The following is a 25,197-nucleotide window of genomic DNA, read 5'->3' as shown; positions in this document are numbered from 1 at the left end:
GGGTGCGAAAGTGGTGTTGACATAATTGTCCATCCGTCGCAGTGATGCTCTGCCCATCAGGCACCAGGGAGGTTGCGATGATTACGGTTACGATCTGCGTTGGAAGTTCTTGCAGCGTGCGGGGTTCGGACGAGTTTGCGGACGCGCTGGAGCGGCTGATTCAGAAGGCGGGGTTGGAAGACCGCGTGCGGCTGGTGGGCGCGTTTTGCATGGAGCAGTGTTCCAAGGGCATCTCGGTGAAGGTGGGAGACCAGCAATATCGGGAGATTCATTTTCTGGAGGCGGAGTCGTTCTTTGAGAAGGAGATTCTGCCTCGTCTGGAGCGTGAGAAGAAACCATGACGCATTCCGTAGTGAGCACAAATGTCGCGCGTTGCCGCGACTGTTACCGATGCGTACGGACTTGCCCCGTGAAGGCTGTCCGAGTGCAGAGCGGGCAGGCGCAGGTCGTGGCGGAGTTGTGCATTGTGTGCGGCTCGTGCGTGCGCGCGTGCCCGCAGGGCGCCAAAAGCGTGCGCGACGACCGTCCGGCGGTGCGCGAGGCGCTGGCCGCAGGCCGAACGCTCGTCGCCAGCGTTGCGCCCTCGGCGCCGGCCTATTTCGGCATCCAGTCCTTCGCGCAGATGGAGCAGGCTCTGCGCGCGTTGGGGTTCTCGGCGGCGCACGAGACGGCCTTCGGCGCGGAGATGGTGGGCCATGCGCACCGCGAAGTGATGGAAGCCGAACCCAGTCGGTGGCCGGTGATTACCTCGTCCTGCCCTGTGGTGGTGAATCTGATTGAGATTTACTACCCCGATCTGATCCCGCATCTGGCCCCTGTGGTTTCGCCCATGATCGCGCACGGGCGTTGGCTGCGCCAGCGGTATGGCGAGGAGGCCTTTCTCGTCTTCATCGGGCCGTGTTTCGCCAAGAAGGGCGAAATCCGCGAAGAGGCGGTTGAGGGCGTGATTGACGCGGCGCTGACCTACGAGGAACTGTCGGAATGGCTGCAATCGGATGCGGTTGCCATGCCTGCGCCCCCCGATTTGCACGAGCACGTGCCCCGCGCCAATGCCCGCGTGTTCCCTGTGGAGGGGGGCCTGGTGGGCACGGCGAATCTGGACACCGATATTCTTGCGAGCGAAATCGTAACGACATCGGGGCTATCTGCCTGTGAAGACGTGCTCCAGAGCATTCGCGCCGGAACCCTGCGGGCGTCGCTCGTGGAACTCATGGCCTGCGAGGGCGGGTGCATCAACGGCCCGGGGATGGGCAAGGACATCGGCGTGTACCAGGCGCGACAGCGGGTGCTGGAGTATGCGGCGCGGCGCCAGCCCCAACCGCTGCCGTCTCGGTCGGAGTGGCCGCCGCTAACTCGGACCTATCGGGACAAAAGCGTTCCGCTGCCGGATTTTACCGAGGAGCAAATCCGCGAAGTCCTGCATCGGGTGGACAAGTACACGCCCGAAGACGAACTGAACTGTGGCGCGTGCGGCTATCCCACCTGCCGAGACAAAGCCATTGCTACCTTGCGCGGGCTTGCAGAGGCTACGATGTGCATCCCGTACACGCGCAAGCGGGCCGAGTCGCTCCGCCAGGTGATCATGGCTGTAACGCAGGACCCGGTGATTACGGTGGACACGCGGCTCCACATCCAAGACATGTCGCCCTCGGCAGAGGCGATGCTACGGTGTTCGCTCCCGCAGGTCATGGGGCACCCGCTGGACGAGGTCGCCCCGCCCGTCGTATTGCAGGGGTTTGAGTCGGTGCGCCGAACCGGCCAGCCCATCATCCGCCAGCGCCTTGCCCTCAACGGCCTCATCGTGGAGCAGACTATCGTCGCCGTGAAAGACCAGAACCTTATCGTGGGCATCCTGCGGGATGTTACCGAGCACGAGCAGCAGCGAGCCCAGTTGGAACGCATTCGCGAGGAAACGCTCCAGCGAACCCAAGAGGTGGTCATCAAGCAGATGCGCGTGGCCCACGAGATCGCGCAATTGCTGGGCGAGACGACGGCGGACGCGAAGATCATGCTGTCGCGGCTCGCCAAGTTGTTGGAGGAAGAGTCCGAGCCATGAGGCTGTTTGTTGAGATCGCGTGGAACAGCCTGGCCAAGCACGGGGAGGAACTCTGTGGCGACTGCGTGCGCGTGGCCACGACGCCGCAGTCCTTCATTGTTGTGCTTTCGGACGGCCTTGGCAGCGGGGTGAAGGCGAACATCATGGCCACGCTCACGGCGGAGATCGCTGCCTCCATGTTCCAGCGCGGCGCGTCGGTGGAGGAGGTCATCAGCACGCTGGTCGCCACGCTGCCCGAGTGCAGCGTGAGGAAACTGGCCTACGCGACCTTCGCGGTGCTGCTGGTGCAACGAGGGCGCGACGCCTATCTCGTGGAGTACGATACCCCGCCCCTGATTCTGATTCGGGAGGGGAAGATATGGGACGTGCCCCGCGTGGAGCGTGAGGTGGAGGGGCGCAAGATTCACGAAGCGCATTTCCTTCTGCAAGAAGGCGACTACATGGTGATGGTCAGCGATGGCTACGTGCATGCGGGGGTAGGCGGGTTGTACCGCCTGGGCTGGGGCTGGCAGAATATCGCCGTGTCGGTTCGACGTTGGGCGCAGACGGCCGGGGACGCGCATAGCCTGGCGCGCGCCCTGTCCAACACGGCCCTGCGGCTGTACGAAGGGAAGCCCGGCGACGACAGTACGGCGGTGGTCATGCGCGTTCGGCGGACCGTCGTCGCGAATGTGTGGACCGGGCCACCCGCCGACCGCTCGCAGGATGAGGCCGCCGTCGCGAAACTGATGAAGGCGCGCGGGGCGAAGGTCATCTGCGGGGGGACGACCGCCCAGATCGCGGCGCGCGTGTTGGGGCAAGAACTCCGGGTGGACTGGGTGCCGCCGAGCAAACGCAAGGGCGGCGCGCCTCGGGCGCGCGGCACGCCCCCCACAGCGCGGCTGGACGGGGTGGATTTGGTTACCGAGGGCATTCTCACGCTGGGGCAGACGGTGAGCCTGCTGGAGCACGCGCAGACGGCGAACGACGTGCCTCCAGGCGAGGATGCGGCCAGCCGCCTCGCGCGAATTCTCCTCTCCGCGGACGAGATTCATTTTCTGGTGGGCACAGCCATCAACCCCAATCAGGTGGCGGATGTGATTCGGGGCGAGTCCATGCGGATGCTCTACGTCAAGGAGTTGATCCGCCAGTTGGAGCAAAGGAACAAATCGGTTACACTGGAGACGATCTAGCACCGGCGGCATGCCGCAGTTGCATGCATATCTTTGGGGAGACGTAAGATGGAGACCAAGTCGCTCGTTTGGAATCGGAGTGCGGCCTGGATGGCCGCGGCGAAGTTGGCGCTTGCCCTGGCGGCGGCCCTCGCCATCACCAACATGGGGTTGCCGCAGTACCTTACCGGCCCGCTGGTCAACGCGCTGTTGCTGTTGACGCTGGAGTGGTGTGGGTTGAGTCAGGCGATTGTGGTGGGCATGGTTACGCCGATGGGCGCAGCGCTGCGGGGCATTCTGCCCCTGCCGCTGTGGGTCATGATTCCGTTCATCGCCGTGGGCAACGCGGCCTTTGTGAGCGTGTTCCGCCTGTTGCGGGGGCGCAGCCGCATCGCGGCGCTGGTGGCGGCGGCGGTGGTGAAGTTCGCCTGGCTGTACGCGGCGGTCGGGGTTCTCGTCGCATGGCCGCTGCGGGTGGCCGTCGGCGGCGAGGTGGCTACCGTCGCCATTCCGCAAGCCCTTGCCAACATGATGCGCTGGCCGCAATTGGGCACGGCTCTGGCCGGTGGGGTGATCGCGTTTGGCGTGCAGGCGCTCGTGGGGCTGAGCCAGCGCCGCCGTGGTCGTTCGTAGGAGGCTCGTGGTGGGCACATGCTGGATTGACTTTGAGCCGCTTGGACTGCGATCGGAGTGCGCTTCGGGCGAGACACTGCTGGACGCGGCCAGGCGCGCGGGTGTCGCGCTTGCCGCGATCTGCGGCGGAACCGGGTCGTGCGGGCGCTGTCGCGTGCGCGTGATGGCCGGCGATGTCTCGTCGCCATCCGAAACCGAGATTCGCAGACTGGGCGCTGACGCCGTTGCGCAGGGAATGCGACTGGCGTGCCAGACGCGCGTTCGCGGGGGCGTGAAGGTGTACGTCCCCGCCGATTCCCTCAGCACCACGCAGCGCCTACAGGTGGAGGGCCAGGCCGTCCAGGTTACGCCGAACCCGCCGGTTGTGGCCTGCGCTGTGGAACTGCCGCCCGCCGCCCTGACCGACCTCCGCGCCGATGCCGTTCGTCTGCGCGACGCCTTGCGCGGGACGTGCGGCTTCGCCGATGTTGCGGTGGACTTCGCGGCGTTGCGGCCATTGGCGGATCGCCTGCGGGCGCAGGGGTGGCGAGGCGTGGCGCATGTTCGCCGCGTGGGGGGCAAGGCGGAAGTGGTGCGCTTCGGCCCGCCTGATGAGCGGCCGCTGGGACTTGCGGTTGACCTGGGCACGACCAAGATCGCCGCGCACCTGGTGGATTTGGAGAGCGGGCGTTCGCTGGCCGCCGACGGCGTCATGAACCCGCAGATTGCCTTTGGCGAGGACGTGATGGCGCGCATCGGCTACGCCATGCAGGGGGAGCAGCAGGCGCGGGAGTTGCAGCAGGTTGTGGTGCGTGCCATCGGGGATTTGGCGGGCGCGCTGTGTCGGCGGGTGGGGCGAACGCCCCGTGAAGTCGTGGAAGCCGTCGTCGTGGGCAATACGGCGATGCACCACCTGTTCCTGGGCCTGCCCGTGAGCCAACTGGGCGCGGCTCCCTACGTCCCCACCGAGAGCGCCGCGCTGGATGTGAAGGCGCGCGACGTGGGCCTGGACATCGCGGAGGGGGCCTATGTGCATCTCCTACCCAACGTGGCGGGGTTTGTGGGCGCCGATCATGTGGCGATGCTCCTGGGCACGCGCATACCGGACATGGAAGGCATCGTGCTGGGCCTTGACATCGGCACCAATACGGAACTGGTGCTGAAGACGCCGTCGCGACTCATCAGTTGCTCCACGGCGTCGGGGCCGGCCTTTGAGGGTGCGCATATTCGCGACGGGATGCGCGCGGCCTCGGGCGCCATAGAGTGGGTGAGCCTGGACGACGGCCAGGTGCACTGGCAGACGGTGGACAACGCGCCGCCCGTCGGGATATGCGGGTCTGGCGTGCTGGACGCGGTGGCGGCGCTGCGGCGGGCTGGCGTGCTCACGGCTGCGGGCAAGATGCTGGATCACCCCCGCGTCCACAAAGGGGCCGACGGGCCTGAATTCGTGCTGGCGACGCCGGACGAGTCGGGGCACGGGCGAGCGGTCGCGCTCTCTCGCAAAGACGTGAGCGCGATTCAACTGGCGAAGGGGGCCATTCGCGCGGGCATTGAACTGCTGATGGCCGAGGCGGGCGTCGCCGTTTCCGATGTGGATGCGGTGATCCTGGCAGGCGCGTTCGGCACGTACTTGAGTGTGGACAGCATTCTGGAAATCGGGCTTCTCCCGCCGGTGCCGGCCTCTAAGGTGCAGCAGGTGGGGAATGCGGCGGCGGTGGGCGCGCGGCTGGCGCTGGTGTCGCTGGACGAGCGGGAGCGCGCGCGTGCCATCGCAGCCCGCGCGGACTACCTGGAGTTGACGATTCTGCCCGAGTTTCCGGACACGTTTGCGAAGGCTATGCTTCTGCTGCCGTAAGGTTTCCTCGACTCCGCGTGCTCACGGGCGCATGACAATGGGCAAGTAGCGGAGGAATGGCGTTGGCGTGGGAGTTGGCGTTGGCGTGCTCGGTGCGGTGGGCGCGGCGGTGGCGGTCGCCGTGGGTGTGGCTGTCGGGGCAGGCGTGGCAGATGGATACAGGGGCAGCGGGGAATCGGCGGCCTGCCAGCAATACACAATGCCCTCGGACGGGAAAAACGGCTCCGAGTCGGTCCACACGGCGTGAAGGATGCCCCGGCTGTCCAACGCAAGCGCCGGCCAGAACGAGTACCCCCAGTTATGGGACAGTTCTCGCACGCCGGACCACGCCGCCCCATTCCACCGGATGTAGTAGATTTCCCACTGATCCACCACGAGGTCGTCCCAAAGCACGTGGAGCACGTTGGCGTCATCCACGACGAGGTCAATTTGGCTACTGGCGCCGCTGGGCATGATGACGACATTCCGTGCGGGGGACCACTCGCCGACATCCCACATGGCCGCATGCAACTCCGACGTGCCGGTGGCGTTATCTTCCCACACGGCAATCACGCGGCCCTGTCGGTCTCCGACGACCGCCGGATGGCGCGAGAACGAGGGGTTGCGCGACACGTTGGCGACGGGCGCCCAGCCGTCCGGCGTAAGGTAGCGATGAAGGATTTCGGGCGCGGCCGGCATACCTTCCTGCCAGGCCACATGCACATTCCCGTTGGCATCCAGCGTGATGTCGGGGTCCTCTGACCGTCCGGGCGTGTTGGACAGATTCAGCGGCGCAGCCCACCCGTCGCCTTGGCCGGACGTGTAGAGAACCTCGCGGTTTGTGCCGGCTTTCTCCACCCACGTTACGTGCACCCTGTTGGCGTCGTCCACGGCGATGGCGGGGGCCAGCGACTCGGTGGCAGCGGATTGCGAAAGGTTGCGGGGCGTGGACCAGGCCGAGCGGTTCCACGATGTGTAGTAGATGTCGGACTGGCCCTCGTTGCCTTCGGCCCAGACGACGTGGAGCCATCCGCGCAAGTCGGCGGCAACGCGGGGTGTTCTGGATGCGTCCGCCGAGTTGCTGAGGTTGACGGGCGAAAGCCAGGCGTCGCCGTGCCGCCGCGCGAGAAAGATATCGCCGTTGGCCTCGCGTTCCCAGACGGCGTACACGTCCCCGAAGGGATCGGCCGCGATGTCAGGGTTGATGCAGCCATATGGCGAGATGGGCACCCAGTGGGTCCATGCCTGCGCATGGGGAAGGACTGCAATCACGGCCAGCCATGCACCGAAGGCCGCAAGCAGCAACAGGAGCGACAGGGTTACCCGATTGGACTTCCGGGCCGGCGACGTTGCCATAGGTGCCTCCTTTCAGCGCGGGCAGGCGCGCGAGTGGCCGGCCGTCGCGCCGCATCCCCCGCAAGGGGTTTACCACTGCTTCAGGGTGGCTTCCAATTGCTGGGGCGTGAGTGTGGCGGAGTAGAGGTAGAGTTCCATGCTGGTGAACCCTCGGATTCGCAGAGGCTTTTCCGCTTCCAGCCAATGGGCCACATCGGGCACGTAGCGCCGGAGCGCGCTTGACCAATCCACTATCCACACACGCTGATGGGCTTTTGCTGCATCTTGGATGGTTTTCAGACTGCGAAGGGGCTGGATATGGTTTTTCAACTCAGGTGCGTAGAATTCCACATCAAATGTCATGCGGAGGAGTACTACGTCCCCCTGTGCGACGTTACGAAGAAGATATCGCCCTACACCGCGCCAATCCTGCTTCTTGTGCCGATACACCTCCGAAATCGGTGTTGCCAGCGTCCATGCTGCGAGTGCCACGAGCAATACTACTATGAGGGTGTTCATGGCCTCCGTCGGCTCTCTGCGGACGGAACGGGCTGCTCCGCGCATGCCTTCTACCGCCCCCGCCGCCCCCAGGAGTATCAGCAGCGGCGCAAAGGGAAGGAAATGGCGAGTGGGGAAGAAGTGGGAACCCAGGTAGTCCAGTACGACTGCCACGGCCATTCCGCCGAGGACTACCAGTGCGAGCAGCCCCATGTTATTTCGTGCGGCCGAGCCACCCCTGATGCTCAAGCCCACGCTCACCAGCACACAGGCCCAGACGAAACCCACGAATACGGTCAGCGGGCGGAAGTTTGCGATGAGGGCATCGCCGCCGCGGGGTACGAAGGCTGCCGAAAGCAAGACGCTCTTGCTGGGCATCTGGAACGCATAGCCCGATCTGAACTGGTCTGCCAGTACCCAGGGCAGGAACAACAGTCCCGCCGCGCCCGCCGCGATGACATACGGGAGCAGGCGGTTCCACGGCAGGCGCTTCACCAGCGCCATCAGCGCCAGATACGCGCCATGAAGAATGCCCACAATGGCCACGTAGTAGTGGGAATACATCCCGATGACCAGGGTGATCCCGTACAGCGCCCACGCCCCGCGGGTATTCCTACTCACGGCATGGTAGAACGCGAAGGTCGCCAGCAACACCATGAGCGCGGGTAGGCTGTACGGGCGCACCTCTTGCGAGTAGTAGATGTGGGACGGAAGGATGGCGAGGAGCGCAGCGGCCAGGAATCCCGTCGTCTTGTCAAACATGCGCTTGCCGAGGAAGTAAACCGTCGCGACGGAGAGGACGCCCCAGAGCACGGCCGGCAGGCGTAGGATGCCCTCGGAGCGGCCGATGTAGTAGTACACGAAGTGGGTAACAAGGTAGTCTAGGGGTGTGCTCCCATCATCAAGCAGGGCGGCCTTGAATACCCGAAGGAGCGGCACGCGGGAATGGTTGATTTGGGTCAGTTCGTCAATCCAGAAACTGTCCTGCTCCAGTTGGTACAGGCGCAGGGCGAGGGCGGCGAGGAGGATGGCGCCCAGGAGGATGACCTCGTGGTGCCGTCGCAGCCATGCGAGTGGCGTATGGCGGGTTTCGGTTGTCATGAGAATCCTCCCTTGCAAGGGTTCATAATACATCTTACCACTGCTTCAGAGTCGCTTCCAATTGCTGGGGCGTGAGTGTGGCGGAATAGAGGTAGAGCCGCAGGCCGCTGAACCTCTTGACTTCCAGCGGTTTTGTGGCTTCGATCCACGCGACCACGTCGGGCACGTAGCCATATCTGCGCCACACGGTTTCCGCCAGGATCCACACGCGGGCATGTTTGTTGGCCTGGGTCTGGATTGTACCCACGTCTGTGAGCGCGATAATCTGGTTGGCTAGTTCGGGTGCGTAGTAGTATTTGAAATACGGATGGCGAGCGATGATGACATCGTTTTGGTGGGCATACTGGATTAGATACCGGCTTGCGGTTCCCCAGTCTTCCTTCTTGTAACGGTAGATGTCCGACAGCGCGCCGGAAAGAGTTCCGGCAGCGAAGAGGACGAGTACGACAGCGGCCGCGGCCGCGACGGCATCGCCGGGCAGGTGCGGCGCCAGGCGTCGCGACACGGCGCGAACGATGGCGAGCGCCCCCGCCGACCCCAGGAGTATCAGCAGCGGCGCAAAGGGAAGGAATTGGCGGGTGGAGAAGAAGTAGGGTGCTGTGTAGTCCAGTGTGACAACCGCTGTTAGTCCGAATAGAACGACCACAGCAAGGAGCCCTATGTTATTCCGTGCGGCCGAGCCTCCCGTGATAACTAGAACGACTCCCGCAAGTGCGGAAAGCCACACGAACCCTGCAAACCACGTGAGCGGATGTAACAGGGTGAACTTGTAGTTCACCCCTGTGGACACAAACGGTGCGGAGAACAAGGTACCTACGCCCGGCATGCGAAAAGTTTGGGATGTCGTGATCGTGTCCGACAGGGGCCAGGGCAGGAACAGCAGTCCCGCCGCGCACGCCGCGACCACGTACGGGAGCAGGCGATTCCACGGCAGGCGCTTCGCCAGCGCCATCAGCACCAGGTACGCGCCGTGGAGAATGCCCACAATGGCCACGTAGTAGTGGGAGTACATCCCAATGACCAGGGTAATCCCGTACAGCGCCCATGCCCCACGGGTGTTCCTACTCACGGCATGGTAGAACGCGAAGGTCGCCAGCAGCACCATGAGCGCGGGTAGGCTGTACGGGCGCACCTCTTGCGAGTAGTAGATGTGGGACGGGAGGATGGTGAGGAGCGCGGCGGCCAGGAATCCCGTCGTCTTGTCAAACATGCGCTTGCCGAGGAAGTAAACCGTTGCGACGGAGAGGACGCCCCACAGCACGGCCGGCAGGCGCAGGATGCCCTCGGAGCGGCCGATGTGGTAGTACACGAAGTGCGTGATAAGGTAGTCTAGAGGCGCTGAGCCATCATGTCCCAGGGCGGCCTTTGGCACGGCCCACCACGGGCGGCGCGCGGCCTGAACTTGCATCAGTTCATCCAGCCAAAGGCTGCTGCGCTCCAGGCCGTACAGGCGCAGGGCGAGGGCGGCGAGGAGGATGATGCCCAGGAGGATGACCTCGTGGTGCCGTCGCAGCCATGCAAGCCGGGTATCGCGGGTTTCGGTTGTCATGGGAATCCTCCGATATGCAGTATTCGCATGGGTCGGTGTGTGGAGTTTAGCCTCCATCGGTTCAAGCGTCAAGCGGGTGGCTGCACGGGCAGGCGGCGTCAGGCCATACTGCGAGAGCCCGTAGGCGGGCCGGAAGCCCGGCCTGCGGGCGCCCTTCGCGCGAGGGCGTAGGCGGCGGCGAGCAGCGCCAACCCCGCTGCATCAAAGGCGACGAACCGCATGCCCGTGGCGCGGAGGGCCTCGTGTCCGGGCACCAGCGTCGCCAGCATCCACGTCTCGCCGGCCAGGCCGATGGCTTGCATGGCGAGGATGACCCGGAAGCAAGCGCGATGGCGTCGGGGGTGCCGGATGACGGGCAGGAACGGCACTTGCCACATGAGGAACAGGATGCCCATCCCGCGCACGAGAGCCTCGCCGCCAGCGCCGATCACCTCAAAGGCGGGGGCGTAGCGGGCCGGGGCCAGGGTGAACGGGAACGCCGCCGACAGGTTCCAGGCGCACACGACGGCGACGGCAACCCGCGCCGCCCAGATGGGCCAGGCCGCGCGTGTGTTTCTGACGATGCCCGACATGGGGTTATGCCTCCGCGTCGCGAATCGAGACTTGCGAGCGAAGTGTAGCACAAAGGCGCGGCAAGGCAAACCGCGGGTGGCGCGAAGGCGAGATTCGCGTGGGTTCGCGGTTCCTCGTGAGCCTACAGGTCCTTGCGGCTGAAGTTGCGAATGGCGAACGCCAGGGCGGCAGCCAGGTACGCCAGCGTGTACACCACCATGGCCAGGCTGGGTTGTGCGTTGCTGCCGAACGGGCTGACGTTGAACGTCCGCAGGATGGGCGGCTGCATCAGGTACGCCGCCCAGCGCCAGATGGCCTCGGAAGGCATGATGAGGCTGCTGAGGATGCCGATGTTCACGACGGTCTCGTTGTGCATCATCGCGCCGAACTGCTCCATCCACCCGCCGATGAAGGCGACGCCGAACAGTCCGAGCACGAAGACGCCGTTGGCGAGCGTGGACAGGAACGTGCCGCCGAGCAGCGACAGGTGCAGCACGATGAATCCTTCCAGGATCATCAGCAGGCTGCCGCGCAGGACGTTCGGGGGCGTGTAGTTGGTGAGGAGTCGGGTGGCCAGCACGACCCCGCCGATCATGAGGGCCGCGTACAGGACAAGCATGACGGCGAATCCCAGCCACTTGCCCAGGAGGATTTCGGCGCGGCGGATGGGCTTGGCGGCGATGGCGTGGATGGCGCCAGAGGCCACTTCGCCTGCGACGGTGTCCACCGATGTGAGGACGGTCATCACGATGATGAGGAAGTTCACCGCATACAGCGCCATCATGACGAGCATGTTGAGGCCGGTGAGCGTGCCTTGCGGGTACCGCTCCATCCCCTCAAGGATTTCGCCGCGCAGGAAGTAGAGTCCCAGCGCGTAGATGGCGAGGAAGGCGAGGCCGAGTAGGACGGCCGCCCACATGATCTTGCGGCGGCGCGCCTCGTGGAACGTGAGTCGGGCGATGAGCGCGATGCGGTTCATTCGGTCTCTCCCGAAGTGCCCACAATCTGCATGAACAGGTCTTCCAGGGAGATGCGTTCGGGCGTCAGGGCGTACAGGCGCGCGCCGCTGGCGACGATCCAGTTGGCGATGGCAGGCAGGCTGTCCTCTTCGTCCACGACCATGTGGATGTGCTCGCCGTCGGCGCGAATCTCGCGGCCCCAACGGTTCAGGCCGTCCAGGGTCTCGGGCGTAATGCCCGCAGCGCGGATGCGCACGGCAGTCTCGCCCTGTGCTAGTTGGCGCAGGCTGGCCGTGCGGACGACGACCCCCTCGCGGATGAACGCCACGCGGTCGCAGGTGATCTCCACTTCGCTGAGGAGGTGCGAGTTCAAGAACACGGTGCAGGCACGCTCGCGCAGATGGTGGATGACGTCGCGCACCATGCGTCGCCCGATAGGGTCAAGGCCCGACGTGGGTTCGTCCAGGAAGACCAGTTCGGGGTCGTTGAGCAACGCCTGGGCCAGTCCCACGCGCTGGAGCATGCCTTTGGAGAAGGTTTTGATGCGCTGGTCAGCGTGGCGAAGGAGGCCCACCATGTTCAGGAGTTCGGGAATCTGGGCGCGGCAGGCCGCATCCGTCATGCCGAGGAGCCTGCCGTGGTAGTGGAGCAACTCCCGTGCGGTAAGCCAGTCGTAGAAGCGGAAGTGCTCAGGGAGGAATCCGACTTTGCGGCGGACTTCCATGTCGGCGAGGGGGCGGCCCAGGATTCGCCCCGCGCCCGCGGTCGGCGCGATGAGCCCCAGGAGCATCTTCACGGCGGTGGTCTTGCCTGCGCCGTTGGGGCCGAGGAAGCCGAATATCTCGCCGCGCTGGACGCTGAGCGACAGGTCGGCAACGGCCACTTTGGGGCCGTACTCCTTGCGGAGGCTACTGGTCTCAATGGCGAGCGATGTGGTCATAACGTCAGTTTACCATAGGGCGCCTAGAATGCCAAAGGCCAGGGGCGCGGCGGAACCCTCACCCTAACCCTCTCCCAAGCCCGCCCGACGCTGAAGCATCGGGCTGAATGGGCGAAGCCCTGCGGGCTATTCGCAGCCCCGAAGGGGCTTTGCTCCTTGAGCGCGGGGGTTTAGCCCCGTGCCCATGCCGGCCTCACACCCCTCAATCCCCCTCTCCGCGAGCGGAGAGGGGGTGGCCGAAGGTCGGGGGTGAGGTGTGTGGCCCGCGAGTGCCCCTCACCCTAGAACATGGACTCGGCGGCGGCCAGCAGTTCCTGCGCCGAGGCCGCCCCCTCCAGCCCGTACACGATGCCATCCTTGGCGAAGACGAGCAGGTAGTGCCCGGAAGCCTCCTCTGCGCTGTCACTGATGAGCACGCCGCGCGTGCCTGCCACGGTTACCTCTTCGTAAGAGGCGTAGCCCAGCGGCACAGGGATGATGAGCGTGTTGGCCCAGTCAATGACCGCAGCCATCTGGCGGGCCTGATCCGCCGGAATGCCGGCCAGTCGCAGGCCAAACTCGCCGATTTGCTGCAAGTCCAGGTTCGGCGGCAACTGAACCTCGGGCGACATGGCCTGGACTACGGTGAGCCAACCCCACTCCGATGTGTAGTTGGCGGCGAGTATCTTGGGCACGGTTACGTCCAGCACCGCCCCGTCCAACCCCGGCGGGATGGGGACGTCCGTCTTGCCCAGGGCCTCCCGAACGGCCAGCACGTAATCCATGTCCACACGCGCGCGGAATGCGAACTCGCCCTGGATGCTCATGCTGGGCTGGGCCGTGTATCCTTGGGGCAGTGCCGACGGGAGCCGCACCGCGAACCCCAGGGCCGCGGATGCTTCCTCGGGGGAGGCGACGGGGATCGCTGGCCCTGGTTCCTTGGTGACGGTGAGTTGATCCGAGAACGCGGATTGCAGCAGGTTCTCAAACGTCGGGTTCTCCAGCGCCGACACGTTGATGGGCACGGCGACGAACTTGCGGACACGGAAAATGCCCAGGAAGTCCGAGGCCGCCGTCCGCAATGGCGGGTAGAAGATGAACAGCGATGCGATGACAAGGACCGCGAGGCCGATCCAGACGGGCTTCCAGCGGCCCAGGTTGTTGTGCTTTCTCATGGGAGCGTGTCTCCTTTCGTTGTGTTCGTGGACGTTGTGTTGCTGGCGGAACCGCGCGAGGGCCTGGGACGGATGGGTGGGCACGCGGTCCTCCGGGGGCTGCAGGGTGGACATGGCGGCTGCGGCGTGGCTGCGGCGGGCTTCCAGCCTCGCCAGCCGCTCGCGGCACGCGACGCATGCGCGGAGATGTTCGGCGATGGTGCGCGTTTCTTCGGACGATGTTTGCTCGTCCAGGTATGCGCGGAGAGTGCCTTCAGGGATGTGCATCTCTGCCTCCTCTCGCAAACTTCACATGCTGCCCGGCGCGTCGCCGCGGTAGTGTCTGGCGAAGGTGCGTTCGGCGCGGGCAAGCAACGTTCCCACTGATGAGACTTTGACCCCGACGATTTCTGCGAGTTCCGCGTAGGCGTATCCCTGGTGCCGCAGGAACAGTATCTGCGCCTGGCGGAATGGCATTCGGGCCAAGGCCTGCTGCACCTCTCGCCGCGTCTCCTGCCGAAGGGCTTCCGTCTCCGGATTGGGTGTGGTTTCCACCTGCTGCTGCCACACGCCCTGCCTGCGCTCCCGCCGCGCCCGTTCTCGCAGTGCATTGTAGCCCAGGCGTGTCGCCACGCGCATGAGCCAGGCGGCCAGGTTGTGCTCTCGTTCTGCGGCCAGCGGATGCCGGTAGAGCCGCCAGAACGTCTCCTGCGCGATGTCCTCCGCCTCGTCGGTGGAGCCGAGCAGGTTTCGTAGCGCGCGGACCAGTGGGCCGTAGTGGCGCAGGAAGATGTCGGCGAAGGCCGTCTCGTCGCCGTCCTGCCACCGTTGTAGGAGAAGCGCGTCGGAAATGTCCACGTACCCTTGTCCTTTCGGGTCTACGCGCGGCGAACTCAATAGAATAACACCGCAGGGGGCGATAATGTGACACTGGGCCGCTGCCCGGGCTAGCGGTGGCGGGCCACAAGTTCCTGCGCTTTTTCGCTCAGGGTCTTCATGTCAAGCGGCTTGAAGAGGCATTCGTCGGCGCCGGCCTCCAGGGCCTGCTCGTATATGCCGGGGTGCTTGTAGCCGGTGATGCACAGGATGGCAATTTTGCGCAGTTCGGGGTCGCTTCGCACGAGGCGACAGACTTCAAAGCCGTCAATCCCCGGCAGCATGAGATCCAGGACCAGAAGCGCCGGCGTGAAGCGGAGCAGTTTCATGCCGGCCTCCACGCCATCGGATGCCGTTTCCATGCGCCATCCGGGGAAGGCAGGCCGGAGGGCCAGGAGCACGACTTCCAGGATGGAAGGCTCGTCGTCCACGACGAGGATGACGTTTCTGGGGCCGGGCGCGTCCGTACCGTAGTGCTCGGCCAGGAAGCGCGCCAGGTCAGACTCTGCGATGCGGTAGTGGCCGCCAGCGGTCGTGAGGGCAGGCTGTAGTTTCCCGGACTTGATCCAGTGAAGCACCGTGGTACGGGTTACGCCGGCCCGAGTGGCTACTTCGCCAGTGCTGAGAAGAGTGCCCTTCTTTGCCAATTTTCCCCCCACCTGAAGCACGGACGCGAAATGCCCCGTGCGCCCCTGCGCATCGGGGCTTTCCGTTTCTTACATTTTCTATTATAGCACAACTTGCGTTTAGGGATGCAATCGCGGGAAGCCGCAAAATACCCCTCGCCCTGGCCTTCTCCTCGCTTGCGCGGGGCGAGGGGACGGGCGGCTAGGGAAAGCCGCCCTACGTGTTCTCTCCATGCGGGGTACCCCTCACCCCAGCCCTCTGCCCGCAAGCGGGGCGAGGGAGCTGGCCCAGGCCGCAGATCGCGGGTGTTCGGCTAGCCCCTGCTATGAATCGCGCGCCAGACCATTTCGCTGGTGGCCGGTATGCGATTGAGCCAGACACCTGTGGCGTCGTGGATCGCATTGGCGATTGCGGCGGCTGTGGGCAGAGTCGGCGTCTCGCCCAGGCCCTTCGCGCCGAAGGGGCCGGTGGGGTCTTCCACTTCTACGGCCAGGGAGACCAGTTCGCGCGGCATGTCCAGCACGGTCGGGATGAAGTACTCGCTGAAGTGGCGGGTGCGCGGCCGTGCGTCCTGCTGCATGTACTCCTCGGTCAGGCCGTAGCCCACGCCCATGTGGACGCCGCCGGCCACCTGGCCGAAGTATTGGGCCGGATTGACCACCCTGCCCGCGTCGTGAGCGGCCCACATTTTCAAGACCTCTGTCTCTCCCGTCTCGGTGTCCACCTCCACGAGGGCGATCTCGGTGCCGTAGGAGTAGGCGATGTGCGGATTGCATTGCCCTGTCTCGGGGTCATAGGGCGTCGTGGGGCGATGGGAGCGGCCGTGGTACAGGTATCGGGCCGACACGGTCGGTTCGCCGCTTTCCTCCAGCAGGATGCGCTCGCGCTTTTCAAGTGCCGCCTTGCAGGCACCGTACACCGCGTTACCCGTGATGTACACATGGCGCGAGGCGGAGGAACTGCCTGCGTTAGGGACGTCGCTGGTGTCAATGAGGGCGATGCGCACCCTGGACACCGGAATGCCCAGCGTCTCGGCGGCGATCTGGGCGAGGGCGGTGGTTACACCCTGGCCTACCTCCACGGCGGCGGTCTTGACCGTTGCGCTGGCGATGCTGCCGTCCATCTTGAGGCGGAGGATGACTTCGGCCTCCGACTTGTCGTCAAAGCCGAAGGAGTAGCCGACGTTCTTGTACGCGCAGGCGATGCCGATGCCGCGCTTCTTGTGCGGGGCGGACGGCTGGCCCAGGTCGGGTTTGACCCAGTGCTCGCCTTCCTGCCGCCAGCCGGCAGCCAGGGCTGCCTGCCGCAGCGTTTCCTTGATGCCTACGCCGCCCCACATGGCATTGCCGGTGATGCTGATGTCGCCGTCGCCCAGCAGATTCTTCATGCGCAGTTCCACCGGGTCCATGTGCAGGGCTTCGGCCAACTGGTCCAGCATTCTCTCGTACATGACCGGCGGCTGCGTAGCGCCGAACCCGCGCATCGCCATCGTAACCGCGTTGTTCGTGAAGACGGTGTAGGCGTCCACGTGCGCGTGTGGGTACTTGTAGGGCCCCGCGGCGAAACTGGCCGCATTGTTGAGCACGGGGACGGACGTGGATGCGTAGGCTCCGGCGTCGGAGACAAGGCGAATCTGGACAGCCGTCAGGATGCCCTCGCGCGTGGCTCCGACCTTGTACTGGAAGTAGAACGGGTGGCGCTTACCTGTACGGGTGATGGACTCCTCGCGGTCCCACACCATCTTCACCGGCCGGCGCATGACGAAGGCGCAGAGGGCCAGGAGATGCTGGATGTACATGTCCTCGCGCCCTCCGAATGCGCCCCCGACTGCGGGCACAATTTCCCGCACCTTGTCCTCCGGCAGGTCCAGCATGCGCGCGATCTGGTGCAGGTCGTCATGGGGCCACTGGGCGGAAGCAATAACGGTAACGCGCCCCTCCTCGTCTATGTAGCCGATGCCTGCTTCCGGCTGCATGTAGGCGTGCTCCACGAAAGGCGTGGAGATTTCGCTTTCCACGATGACATCGGCCTGCGCGAAACCCTCTTCTATGTTGCCCTTGCGTATAGGAATGTGGTGTAGAATGTTGCTGGGGCGGTCTTCGTGAATGCGAGGGGCGTTCTCCTGCATGGCGGCGAACACGTCGGACACCACCGGCAGCGGTTCGTAGTCCACCTGCACCAGATCCCGCGCCTTGTAGGCGGTGCGGCGGTCTTGGGCCACGACGATGGCGATGCGGTCGCCCACCCAGCGCACCTTTTCGCCTTCGCCCACCAGAACGGGCTGGTCGGGGATGTTGATGCCGTAACTGTTGACGGGCACGTCGTTGGACGTGAGGATGCGCACGACGCCCGGCAGCGCCTCGGCGGCCGACGTGTCAATGCGTCGGACGATGGCATGAGGGTGAGCGGCCCAGACGACGGCGGCCCAGAGTTGCCCCTCCATGTTGAAGTCCTGCGGGTACTTGCGGGTTCCCTTGACTTTCGCGACGATGTCCAGGCGAGTATGCGGCGAGCCAATCGCTTTGCTCATGATCGCTCCTCCTCTGCGAGGCGTTTCGCGGCCAGGGCCACTGCGTCCACGATCTGGTAGTAACCTGTGCAGCGGCACAGGTTGCCCGATATGCCGTGCATGATCTCGTCTCGTGTGGGGTTGGGGTTCGCATCCAGCAGCGCCTTGGTAGCCATGATGAAACCAGGGGTGCAGTATCCGCACTGCGAGGCGGTGGCGTCCACGAAAGCCTGCTGAATGACGTGCAGTTCTGTGTCTTCGGTAAGTCCCTCTATGGTAACCACACGGCGCCCATGGGCCTTCATGGCGGGGGTAATACAGGATGTAACTGCGACGCCGTCAATGAGCACGGTGCAGGCGCCGCACTCGCCTTCGCCGCAGGCTACCTTTGTGCCGATGAGGCCGAGCCGGTCGCGCAGAACCTCGGCCAGCGTTTCGTCCGGGTAGATTTCAACGTGGACGTCGGATCCGTTGACGTTCATCATCAGCGTGTGCATCTTATCGCCTCCCGTGGCATTCCTGGGCAGCCGCAGCCAGCGCGCGCCGCACCAACACCCCGACCATGGCCGTCCGGTATTCGCCAGAACCGCGTATCAGGCTGTCGCGCGGTCGGGCCTTGGCGGCGGCGAGTCGCCCGGCCTCGGCGAAGACCGACTCTTCTGCCTTCTTGCCGATGAGGTAAGCCTCGGCGTCGGCGGCGCGGTAGGGCGTGGGCGCGACCGGCCCGATGGCGATGCGCGCCCACTTGATGGCGTCGCCGGCCATCTCCAGCACCACCGCCACCACGAGCGTGGGGAGCGTCAACGCTTTGCGGCGGGCCAAGCGCTGGTAGTTGCATCCGCAAGCGCCTGTGAGGGATCTGAAGCGGACGGCCGTTACCATCTCCTGGCAGGGGTTGATGGTGCAGACACCGACGCCGCGGTACACGTGGGCGATCGGCTCCCATCGCCGGCCTTCGGGGGTTGCGACTTCCAGTTCGGCGTCCAGCGCGAACAGGGCCACAGCGCCGTCGGCGGCGGGCTGCGCGTTGATCACATTGCCCACGAGGGTGCCGGCGTTTCGGATTTGCGGGCCGCCGACCTGCGCGCAGGCCATGGCGAGGATGGGGGCCTTCTCGCGTATCAGAGATGACGCTGCGATCTGGGCGTGGGTAACTTGCGCACCGACGACGATATGGCCGTCTTGCTCTTGGATGTAATTCAGGCCAGGGATGCGGGTGATGTCCACAATGACGGTGGCGGGACATTCGCCGCGCTGGCTTTGGAGCACCAGGTCTGTGCCTCCCGCGATGAGTTGGGCACGCCCCTCATACTGGCCTAGCAATTCCAGCGCGTGCTCTACCGAGGTCGCAAACAGGTATTCTTGCCACATGCGTTACCCATCCTTTCGTCAATGTCCTCCGTGCAGTGACACTGCGCCGGAGTGTGCGGTTATCGCCGATGACCTCGCCCGCGCTGCGCCGATGCGGGCCATTGCGGCGGGGTCAGTCTTGAGTCTCTACGGCTTCTGCCCGCGCCGGATTGGCCAGCAGGTTGCGGAAAGCCATGTGCGAGCCGGTTCGCACCAGCGCGAGGATCTCATCGTGAGCCTGGAGAACCGTATCCCCTCGGGGCACCAGGATGTCGCCTTCGCGGATTGCGCCGACGAGGAGGCAGTCTTTGGGGAGCGATAGGTCGGCCACGCGCTTGCCCTCGGCCGGCGCGCCAGGTTCCAGTTTCTCGGTAACGAGCGAAATCTCCCCTTTGCGGAGCCGGAGGAGAATCATCATGTCGCCCAGCGACATCTCTTCCACAATGAGTTTGGCCAGCAAATCCGTCTGGTTGACCGCCACGTCCACGCCCATCTCGGGTGTGAACAGCCAGGCGTTGCGCGGGTTGTTGATGCGGCCGATAACGCGCGGAATCTTGTAGACGGTTTTCGCCATGAGGGCGATGGCCAGATTCACCTCGTCGTCGCCTGTAACGGTTACGAGGACGTCGGCGCGGTCGGCGTGGGCCAAATCCAGAGTCTCACGGCGCAGGCCGTCTCCGTCCACGATAGCCTCGGTTGGGAGTTCGCGGTGAAGGCGCGCCAGCACTTGGGGGCGGTTTTCCACAACGTATACTTCATGCTGGCCTTCCAGGAGCAGCGCTGCCAGGTACGAACCGACCTTGCCGCCACCTACGATGACGACTCTCATGATCGTTCCTCTTTCTTGAGATTTTCCAGCCAGGCTTTGAATTTGTCCAGGTAGTCCGACGCGACGGCCAAGCGCAGTCGGTCGCCTTCTGCCAGCGACGTGTCCATCGTAGGCAAGGATGCCGCACCGCCGTGGAGCACCGCTACATCCGTCGTCTGGCCTGGGTGGACAAACTCCTTGACGAGGCGGCCCACCAACCCCTCGGTGGCCTGAACCTCTACAACCTGAACCTCGCCGTTGCCCAGGCTGCCCACGACGCTCAGGGTGGGCTGGCACAGCAACTGTTCCAGGCGCAGCACCCGCCACGTTACCGATGACACGGTCGCCACGCCCATGCTCTTGTAGAGCGAGGCTCGTTCGGGTTCGTAGAGTCGCGCGACCACGTTTGGCACCTTGAAGGCGAGTTTCGCAATGCGGCACACGATCATGTTGGCTGCCTCGTCATTGGTGAGCGCGGCCAGCCCTTCAGCATCCTGGATGCCCGCTCGCAGGAGCACATCGCGGTCAAAGGCAAGCCCTTCGTAAGTGCGCCCGCGGAATCCCGCGCCAAGCCTGGAAAACGCGCGCTCGTCCTTGTCAATGACGGCCACCTGATGCCCCTTGCGGCATAACGATTGCGCCAGCGTTGCGCCGGTGCGCCCACACCCCACGACAATGAATTTCATCGGAATTGCCTCTATTCCTCAAGATGGAACGGGACGTCGGTTACCATGACGTCGCGCCGGAATACAAATGCCAGGTGGATGAGGATCGCCGTCTGGTTGTGCAGCAGATTGTGCCACGGCCTGGCGGGGACGAATTGTGGCAGCACGATGGTTACCACCTGGTCGCGGCGATTGGGGTCATCCACCTTGTCCACATACTCAATCAGCGGGCCGATGATGGAGCGATACTCGGATTTCAGCGTTACGAGCCGCACGCCTTCGCCCCAGTCTGCCCACTTTCGCTGTACCTTTGGCGTGTCGGCGGGGTCTACTTCCACATACACGGCCGTAACGTCGTCCGAGATGGAGCGGGCATAGTTCAGGGCGGCGATTACCCCCCGATGCACGTCGGCGATGGGGACGATCACGCGGTGCCGACGGATCGGCGGGAGGCTGCCACGGTTCTCCAGGGACAGTTGCTTTGCGACCCGCTGGTAATGGCGGTGCACCGCCAGGAAGAAGGAGATGAAGATCGGTATCCAGAGCAGGACGATCCAGGCGCCCAGGGCGAACTTTGTCGCGGCGATCACGATGAGCACCACGCCGGTCGCCAGCGCGCCAAGCCCGTTGATGGCCGCCTTGAGTTGCCAATGGTGGGTTCTCAGACGCCACCATCGCACGACCATTCCCGCCTGTGAGAGCGTGAACGACAGGAATACGCCGATGGCATACAGCGGGATGAGGCGGGTGGTCTGGCCGCCGAACAGCACAATGAGGGCCGACGACGCCAGCGCCAACGTGATGATCCCGTTGGAGAACACGAGCCGGTCGCCCAGGTTCGCGAACTGGTGCGGCATGTAGCGGTCGCGGGCCAGGATGGACGACAGGCGCGGGAAGTCGGCGAAACTGGTGTTTGCCGCCAGCACCAGGATGAGCATGGTGGCTACCTGGAGCGCGAAGTACAGCGGCGAGCCTTCGCCGAGCACATACCGGCCCAGTTGGGAGACAAGCGTCTCGTGTGTCATCTCATTGGGCACGATGCCAAACTGGTGGGTGAGGAACGTGATGCCCAGGAACATCGTCGCCAGGAGCGCCGCCATGGCGATCAACGTCTTGCCGGCGTTGTCGGACTCAGGCGGCTTGAAGACGGGCACGCCGTCGCTGATGGCCTCAATGCCGGTGAGGGCCGCGCACCCGCTGGAGAAAGCCCGCAGGATGAGGAACAGGGTCAGTCCTTGCACGGCGGGGTAGTCTATGCGCGGGGGCTGGGCGGGCGGCATTCCCGCGGCAATCCACCGCGCAAACCCCACCGCCAGCATGGATAGCATGATGGCCAGGAAGAGGTACGTGGGAATCGCGAAGATGGTGCCCGATTCGCGCACGCCGCGCAGGTTCAGGGTCATGATGAGCGCGACGAAGAAAAGCGCCAGCAGAATTCGGTGCGGATACAAGGCCGGAAACGCCGAGGTGATGGCGGCCACGCCGGCGGTGATGCTCACGGACACGGTGAGCACGTAATCCGTGAGAATGGCCGCGGCTGCTGTCAGCCCCGGCAATTGGCCCAGGTTCTCGTGGGCGACGATGTACGCGCCGCCGCCTTTCGGGTAGGCATGCACTGTCTGATAGTACGAGAACGCCACGATGACCAGAAGCGTGGCAATGCCCAGGGCGATGGGCCAGGCAAGTCCCACGGCTGCGCTGCCGGCGACGATGAGCATGAGCATGATCTCTTCGGTCGCGTAGGCCACCGAAGACAGCGCGTCGGACGAGAAGACGGCCAGTGCCTTCACTTTCGTCAGACGCTCATGTTTTAGTTGTGCAGTGGCCAGCGGTCGCCCAATCAGGATGCGCCGCAGGCTGAATGAACGAGCCACGTGGTTTTCACCCGCTTCCGACTGATAGAAATACCCCGCAGGAACAATTCGGTTCACGGCCTACGGGGTATCTCATTCTAGGTCATTGTGATATCCTTGTCAAACGCTAGGTCGCTAGCCGAGTGCGGTCAGGACTTCTTGCGCCCCCACACGTACCAGACAACCCCGCCCCCAATCATGAGCACCAGGGCTGGCAGCACACAGCAGAGGCCGGCAGTCGCCGTGATCCAGCCCGAGTCGGTGTCGGTCGCCATCATGGACGCTCCCAGCATCACCAGGGCGCCCACGCCGCAAGAGACGGCCCCTATGAGGATGAGGATGATCCCCGTAACGATGGCCCACGTCCGATTGTCCGACGGGCCAGGGGCGGGGCGTGGGATTTTTTCGGCCGGCGTTTCTGCGGAAGGCGTGGCCTGGGCGGGGGGCGGCACGAAGGTGGGCAGGCCGCACTCGCCACAGTACCGGTCGGTAGGGCGCAGTTCGGCGCCGCAGTTGGCGCAGCGTCGGACGGGTTGGGGCGCTTCTTCTGTCATCTCATACCTCCTTGGAGTTGGGCAGTGCTACAGGCGGGCTGCGAAATCGGCGACCACAGCGCGGGCGTCGTGCAAGAGTGCCGGGCCGTGCCCGAACCCGCACACATCAAACTCGCACTGGGCAATTCGCTGGATGGACTGGATGGCTTGGGCCATGTCGGTGGTGTAGGACTTCAGCGGGAGGGCCAGCCGCCCGCCGAAGTGAGTCATGGCGTCGCCGACGAACAACACCCCCTGCGCGGGAAGGCGATAGCACGCGCTGCCGGGCGAGTGGCCGGGCGTGTGGATGACCTCCAGCCCGAAGACCGAGTCGCCATCCGCGACCGGGTGCGATACCGGTGTGGGCCGGGAGGGCATGAACACCCGAACAATCGGGGCCGTGAGCCGATCGGCCCAACTCGGATTGGTGGGGCGGCGCACCTCGCGGCCTTCCACCAGCGCGACCTCGGCCTGGTGCGCTACGACCGCCGCGCCGGTCTGCCGCACAAGCGCGTGCAGCCCTCCGATGTGATCGCCGTCACCGTGGGTGATAAAAATGGCTTTCACCGCCGACGGCTCAAATCCCAGGCGTCGGATGTAGGCGAGCACGCCCTTGGCCGCCCATGCGATGCCCGTGTCTATCAGGATCAGCCCGTCGTTTGCTATAACCAAGTAGGCGTTGCTGACGGGCGGGATGCCTTCTATCTGATGGACGTTCGGCGCGATCTCCACGAGAACGGCTCCAGTGAGTTCACATAATGCGATGACTGCGGCGGCCGTAGGGGATGTGGCGGACGTCGGTGCCGTAGCGCAGCAACTGGTCCAGTCGCCAGACCTGGTCGTCCTGGAACACGGTTTCGCCGCAGAAGTCGCAAATGTCGGCGGTAACGTTGGGCACCACGATCAACTGGTCCTCGTGCCATTCGGCATGGGACGTTCGGCGGGTGCGAATCTGTCCGATGTGGCAGATAGGGCAGATGCGCTTGGGTTCTGAAGCGGCATTATCCTTGGACACTCTGCGCCTCCTGCATGATTTTTACGCTGGCGCTGGCGCCGATGCGGTTGGCTCCTGCGGCGACCATCTGCCGAAGCGCCTCCAGCGTGCGGATGCCGCCAGCGGCCTTGACACCCATGTCGGGGCCGACGGCGTGCCGCATGAGGGCCACGTCCTCCACGGTGGCGCCTCGCGGGCCGAAGCCGGTGGAAGTCTTCACGAAATCGGCGCCTGCCCGCTTGGCCAGGGTGCAGCCCCGTATCTTTTCGTCGTCGGTGAGGTAGCAGGTTTCCAGAATCACCTTGCAGAGCGCGCCGGCGGCGTGGCACACATCCACCACGGCGGCGATGTCGGCTTCCACCAGGTCGTCGTCTCCCGCCTTGAGCGCGCCGATGTGGATTACCATGTCAATCTCGGACGCCCCGTCCCGTATCGCTTGCCTGGCCTCAAACGCCTTGACTTCGGGCGTAGTGGCGCCCAGTGGAAACCCGACAACCGAGCACACCTTGACTTGGCTTCCCTTGAGCAGATCCCATGCGAGTTTGACATAAACGGGATTCACGCATACCGACGCAAAGCCGTACTCCCTTGCCTCGGTGCAGAGTTGCACGATCTGCTCCGGTGTTGCCTCGGGCTTGAGCAGCGTGTGGTCAATCAACGATGCGATGTTCATTTGCGTCTCCGGATGTTGCTGTTCTTGCGGCGCGTGGCTATCTGTGCCGCGTGCCCGCGATGCGAATGGTATATGAGGTTGGCGCGGTTGTCAAGCGGTTCGCCTCGCCAAGCCCGATGATTTTCGCAACTTCTTCGCCGGAAGCGACCGTTCTGGGGGCGTCTTTGCCCTGCCCTTGGTTGCCTACTTTGCGAATGCCCCCACAGTCGGCGATGCCAGGCGGGCGTAGTCGGCGTATTTCATCCTGAACGTGTCGGTGTGCGTGCCGACGGCGAAGACGATCTCTTCGTTGGCGGCCAGCCCCTCGTCCACGTAGGTGGGAATGTTGTACAGGTTGCCGAAGGGGGGCATGGAGCCGACCTCGCAGTCAGCGAACAACTCGGCGAAGTCGCTTTCTCTGGCCAACGTCATGGACTTGGCGCCTAGCATCTGCGCGGCCTTGTGCAGGTCAACCATGGCGCTGGCCTGGAGCACCAGCATCACCGGTCGCTCGTCCGCCTTGACGATGACCACCTTCGCCAGTTGCTTGCCCGACACGCCCTGGGCCGCCGCCACTTCCTGCGCGGTGTAGGCGGTCGGGTGGGTCATG

The 25,197-nt window shown here is 64.6% G+C and carries 25 protein-coding genes; 5 read left to right on the top strand and 20 right to left on the bottom strand.

Translation table 11 applies throughout. The features are described from left to right. Positions 1 to 77: 77 nt before the first annotated feature. Genes H5T65_00260 through H5T65_00240 form a run of 5 tightly spaced genes read left to right on the top strand, consistent with a single transcriptional unit; the run spans position 78 to position 5,674 of the window. Complete coding sequence (locus tag H5T65_00260) at positions 78 to 341, top strand: (2Fe-2S) ferredoxin domain-containing protein (protein MBC7257662.1); 264 nt, start codon at positions 78 to 80, stop codon at positions 339 to 341. Beyond that, the gene (locus H5T65_00255) at positions 338 to 2,056 is read left to right on the top strand and encodes a 4Fe-4S binding protein (protein MBC7257661.1); all 1,719 of its coding nucleotides are present in this window, start codon (positions 338 to 340) and stop codon (positions 2,054 to 2,056) included. The genes H5T65_00260 and H5T65_00255 overlap by 4 nt, the downstream gene beginning before the upstream one ends. Beyond that, positions 2,053 to 3,228 (top strand): SpoIIE family protein phosphatase, encoded by a 1,176-nt coding sequence (locus H5T65_00250; protein MBC7257660.1) that lies wholly within the window; start codon positions 2,053 to 2,055, stop codon positions 3,226 to 3,228. Before H5T65_00255 ends, H5T65_00250 begins: the two co-directional genes overlap by 4 nt. A gap of 48 nt (positions 3,229 to 3,276) precedes the next feature. Beyond that, on the top strand, positions 3,277 to 3,840 hold the full coding sequence (locus H5T65_00245) for an ECF transporter S component (GenBank protein MBC7257659.1): 564 nt from the start codon (positions 3,277 to 3,279) through the stop codon (positions 3,838 to 3,840). Positions 3,841 to 3,865: 25 nt separating this feature from the next. Then, positions 3,866 to 5,674 carry a DUF4445 domain-containing protein gene (locus H5T65_00240; protein ID MBC7257658.1) on the top strand — a complete coding sequence of 603 codons (1,809 nt, stop codon included), beginning with the start codon at positions 3,866 to 3,868 and terminating at the stop codon, positions 5,672 to 5,674. Between the two features lie 21 nt (positions 5,675 to 5,695). Here the strand turns inward: H5T65_00240 and H5T65_00235 are convergent, their stop codons facing one another. The 20 genes from H5T65_00235 to H5T65_00140 all read right to left on the bottom strand — a co-directional run bounded on the left by H5T65_00235 (position 5,696) and on the right by H5T65_00140 (position 25,196). Beyond that, positions 5,696 to 7,009, bottom strand: coding sequence for a hypothetical protein (locus tag H5T65_00235; protein ID MBC7257657.1), 1,314 nt, complete (start codon positions 7,007 to 7,009; stop codon positions 5,696 to 5,698). 69 nt (positions 7,010 to 7,078) lie between these two features. After that, positions 7,079 to 8,587, bottom strand: a complete 1,509-nt coding sequence (locus tag H5T65_00230) for a glycosyltransferase family 39 protein (GenBank protein ID MBC7257656.1) — start codon at positions 8,585 to 8,587, stop codon at positions 7,079 to 7,081. A 34-nt stretch (positions 8,588 to 8,621) separates the two neighbouring features. Further along, the gene (locus H5T65_00225) at positions 8,622 to 10,136 is read right to left on the bottom strand and encodes a glycosyltransferase family 39 protein (protein MBC7257655.1); all 1,515 of its coding nucleotides are present in this window, start codon (positions 10,134 to 10,136) and stop codon (positions 8,622 to 8,624) included. A 98-nt stretch (positions 10,137 to 10,234) separates the two neighbouring features. Next, the gene (locus tag H5T65_00220) at positions 10,235 to 10,708 is read right to left on the bottom strand and encodes a hypothetical protein (protein MBC7257654.1); all 474 of its coding nucleotides are present in this window, start codon (positions 10,706 to 10,708) and stop codon (positions 10,235 to 10,237) included. Between the two features lie 122 nt (positions 10,709 to 10,830). After that, the gene (locus tag H5T65_00215; GenBank protein ID MBC7257653.1) at positions 10,831 to 11,667 is read right to left on the bottom strand and encodes an ABC transporter permease; all 837 of its coding nucleotides are present in this window, start codon (positions 11,665 to 11,667) and stop codon (positions 10,831 to 10,833) included. Beyond that, the gene (locus H5T65_00210; GenBank protein MBC7257652.1) at positions 11,664 to 12,587 is read right to left on the bottom strand and encodes an ABC transporter ATP-binding protein; all 924 of its coding nucleotides are present in this window, start codon (positions 12,585 to 12,587) and stop codon (positions 11,664 to 11,666) included. The genes H5T65_00215 and H5T65_00210 overlap by 4 nt, the downstream gene beginning before the upstream one ends. A gap of 281 nt (positions 12,588 to 12,868) precedes the next feature. Beyond that, the gene (locus H5T65_00205) at positions 12,869 to 14,008 is read right to left on the bottom strand and encodes a zf-HC2 domain-containing protein (GenBank protein ID MBC7257651.1); all 1,140 of its coding nucleotides are present in this window, start codon (positions 14,006 to 14,008) and stop codon (positions 12,869 to 12,871) included. A gap of 21 nt (positions 14,009 to 14,029) precedes the next feature. Continuing rightward, positions 14,030 to 14,578, bottom strand: coding sequence for a sigma-70 family RNA polymerase sigma factor (locus H5T65_00200; GenBank protein MBC7257650.1), 549 nt, complete (start codon positions 14,576 to 14,578; stop codon positions 14,030 to 14,032). 89 nt (positions 14,579 to 14,667) lie between these two features. After that, positions 14,668 to 15,243: a response regulator gene (locus H5T65_00195; GenBank protein ID MBC7257649.1), complete on the bottom strand. Its 576-nt coding sequence runs from the start codon at positions 15,241 to 15,243 to the stop codon at positions 14,668 to 14,670. 293 nt (positions 15,244 to 15,536) lie between these two features. After that, positions 15,537 to 17,753, bottom strand: a complete 2,217-nt coding sequence (locus H5T65_00190) for a molybdopterin-dependent oxidoreductase (GenBank protein ID MBC7257648.1) — start codon at positions 17,751 to 17,753, stop codon at positions 15,537 to 15,539. Next, positions 17,750 to 18,229 (bottom strand): (2Fe-2S)-binding protein, encoded by a 480-nt coding sequence (locus tag H5T65_00185; protein MBC7257647.1) that lies wholly within the window; start codon positions 18,227 to 18,229, stop codon positions 17,750 to 17,752. The genes H5T65_00190 and H5T65_00185 overlap by 4 nt, the downstream gene beginning before the upstream one ends. Position 18,230: 1 nt before the next feature. Beyond that, complete coding sequence (locus H5T65_00180) at positions 18,231 to 19,103, bottom strand: FAD binding domain-containing protein (protein MBC7257646.1); 873 nt, start codon at positions 19,101 to 19,103, stop codon at positions 18,231 to 18,233. A gap of 112 nt (positions 19,104 to 19,215) precedes the next feature. Next, complete coding sequence (locus H5T65_00175) at positions 19,216 to 19,911, bottom strand: NAD-binding protein (protein MBC7257645.1); 696 nt, start codon at positions 19,909 to 19,911, stop codon at positions 19,216 to 19,218. Continuing rightward, a complete protein-coding gene (locus H5T65_00170) occupies positions 19,908 to 20,576 on the bottom strand; it encodes a TrkA family potassium uptake protein (GenBank protein MBC7257644.1) in 669 nt (222 codons plus the stop codon). The genes H5T65_00175 and H5T65_00170 overlap by 4 nt, the downstream gene beginning before the upstream one ends. A gap of 11 nt (positions 20,577 to 20,587) precedes the next feature. Continuing rightward, positions 20,588 to 22,429, bottom strand: a complete 1,842-nt coding sequence (locus tag H5T65_00165) for an APC family permease (protein MBC7257643.1) — start codon at positions 22,427 to 22,429, stop codon at positions 20,588 to 20,590. Positions 22,430 to 22,557: 128 nt separating this feature from the next. Then, on the bottom strand, positions 22,558 to 22,962 hold the full coding sequence (locus H5T65_00160) for a zinc ribbon domain-containing protein (GenBank protein ID MBC7257642.1): 405 nt from the start codon (positions 22,960 to 22,962) through the stop codon (positions 22,558 to 22,560). Positions 22,963 to 22,989: 27 nt separating this feature from the next. Further along, entirely contained in the window at positions 22,990 to 23,673 is a 684-nt protein-coding gene (locus tag H5T65_00155) for an MBL fold metallo-hydrolase (protein MBC7257641.1), read from the bottom strand. Between the two features lie 19 nt (positions 23,674 to 23,692). Then, positions 23,693 to 23,956, bottom strand: coding sequence for a type II toxin-antitoxin system MqsA family antitoxin (locus tag H5T65_00150; protein MBC7257640.1), 264 nt, complete (start codon positions 23,954 to 23,956; stop codon positions 23,693 to 23,695). Then, positions 23,943 to 24,608, bottom strand: a complete 666-nt coding sequence (gene deoC, locus H5T65_00145; GenBank protein ID MBC7257639.1) for a deoxyribose-phosphate aldolase — start codon at positions 24,606 to 24,608, stop codon at positions 23,943 to 23,945. The genes H5T65_00150 and deoC overlap by 14 nt, the downstream gene beginning before the upstream one ends. A gap of 183 nt (positions 24,609 to 24,791) precedes the next feature. Further along, positions 24,792 to 25,196: a YbaK/EbsC family protein gene (locus tag H5T65_00140; protein ID MBC7257638.1), complete on the bottom strand. Its 405-nt coding sequence runs from the start codon at positions 25,194 to 25,196 to the stop codon at positions 24,792 to 24,794. Position 25,197: the final 1 nt, after the last annotated feature.

It is taken from the genome of Chloroflexota bacterium (assembly GCA_014360805.1).
Lineage (GTDB): Bacteria > Chloroflexota > Anaerolineae > DTLA01 > DTLA01 > DTLA01.
Note: the sequence above shows the minus strand (reverse complement) of the source record. Positions and strands in the feature narration are given on the sequence as shown.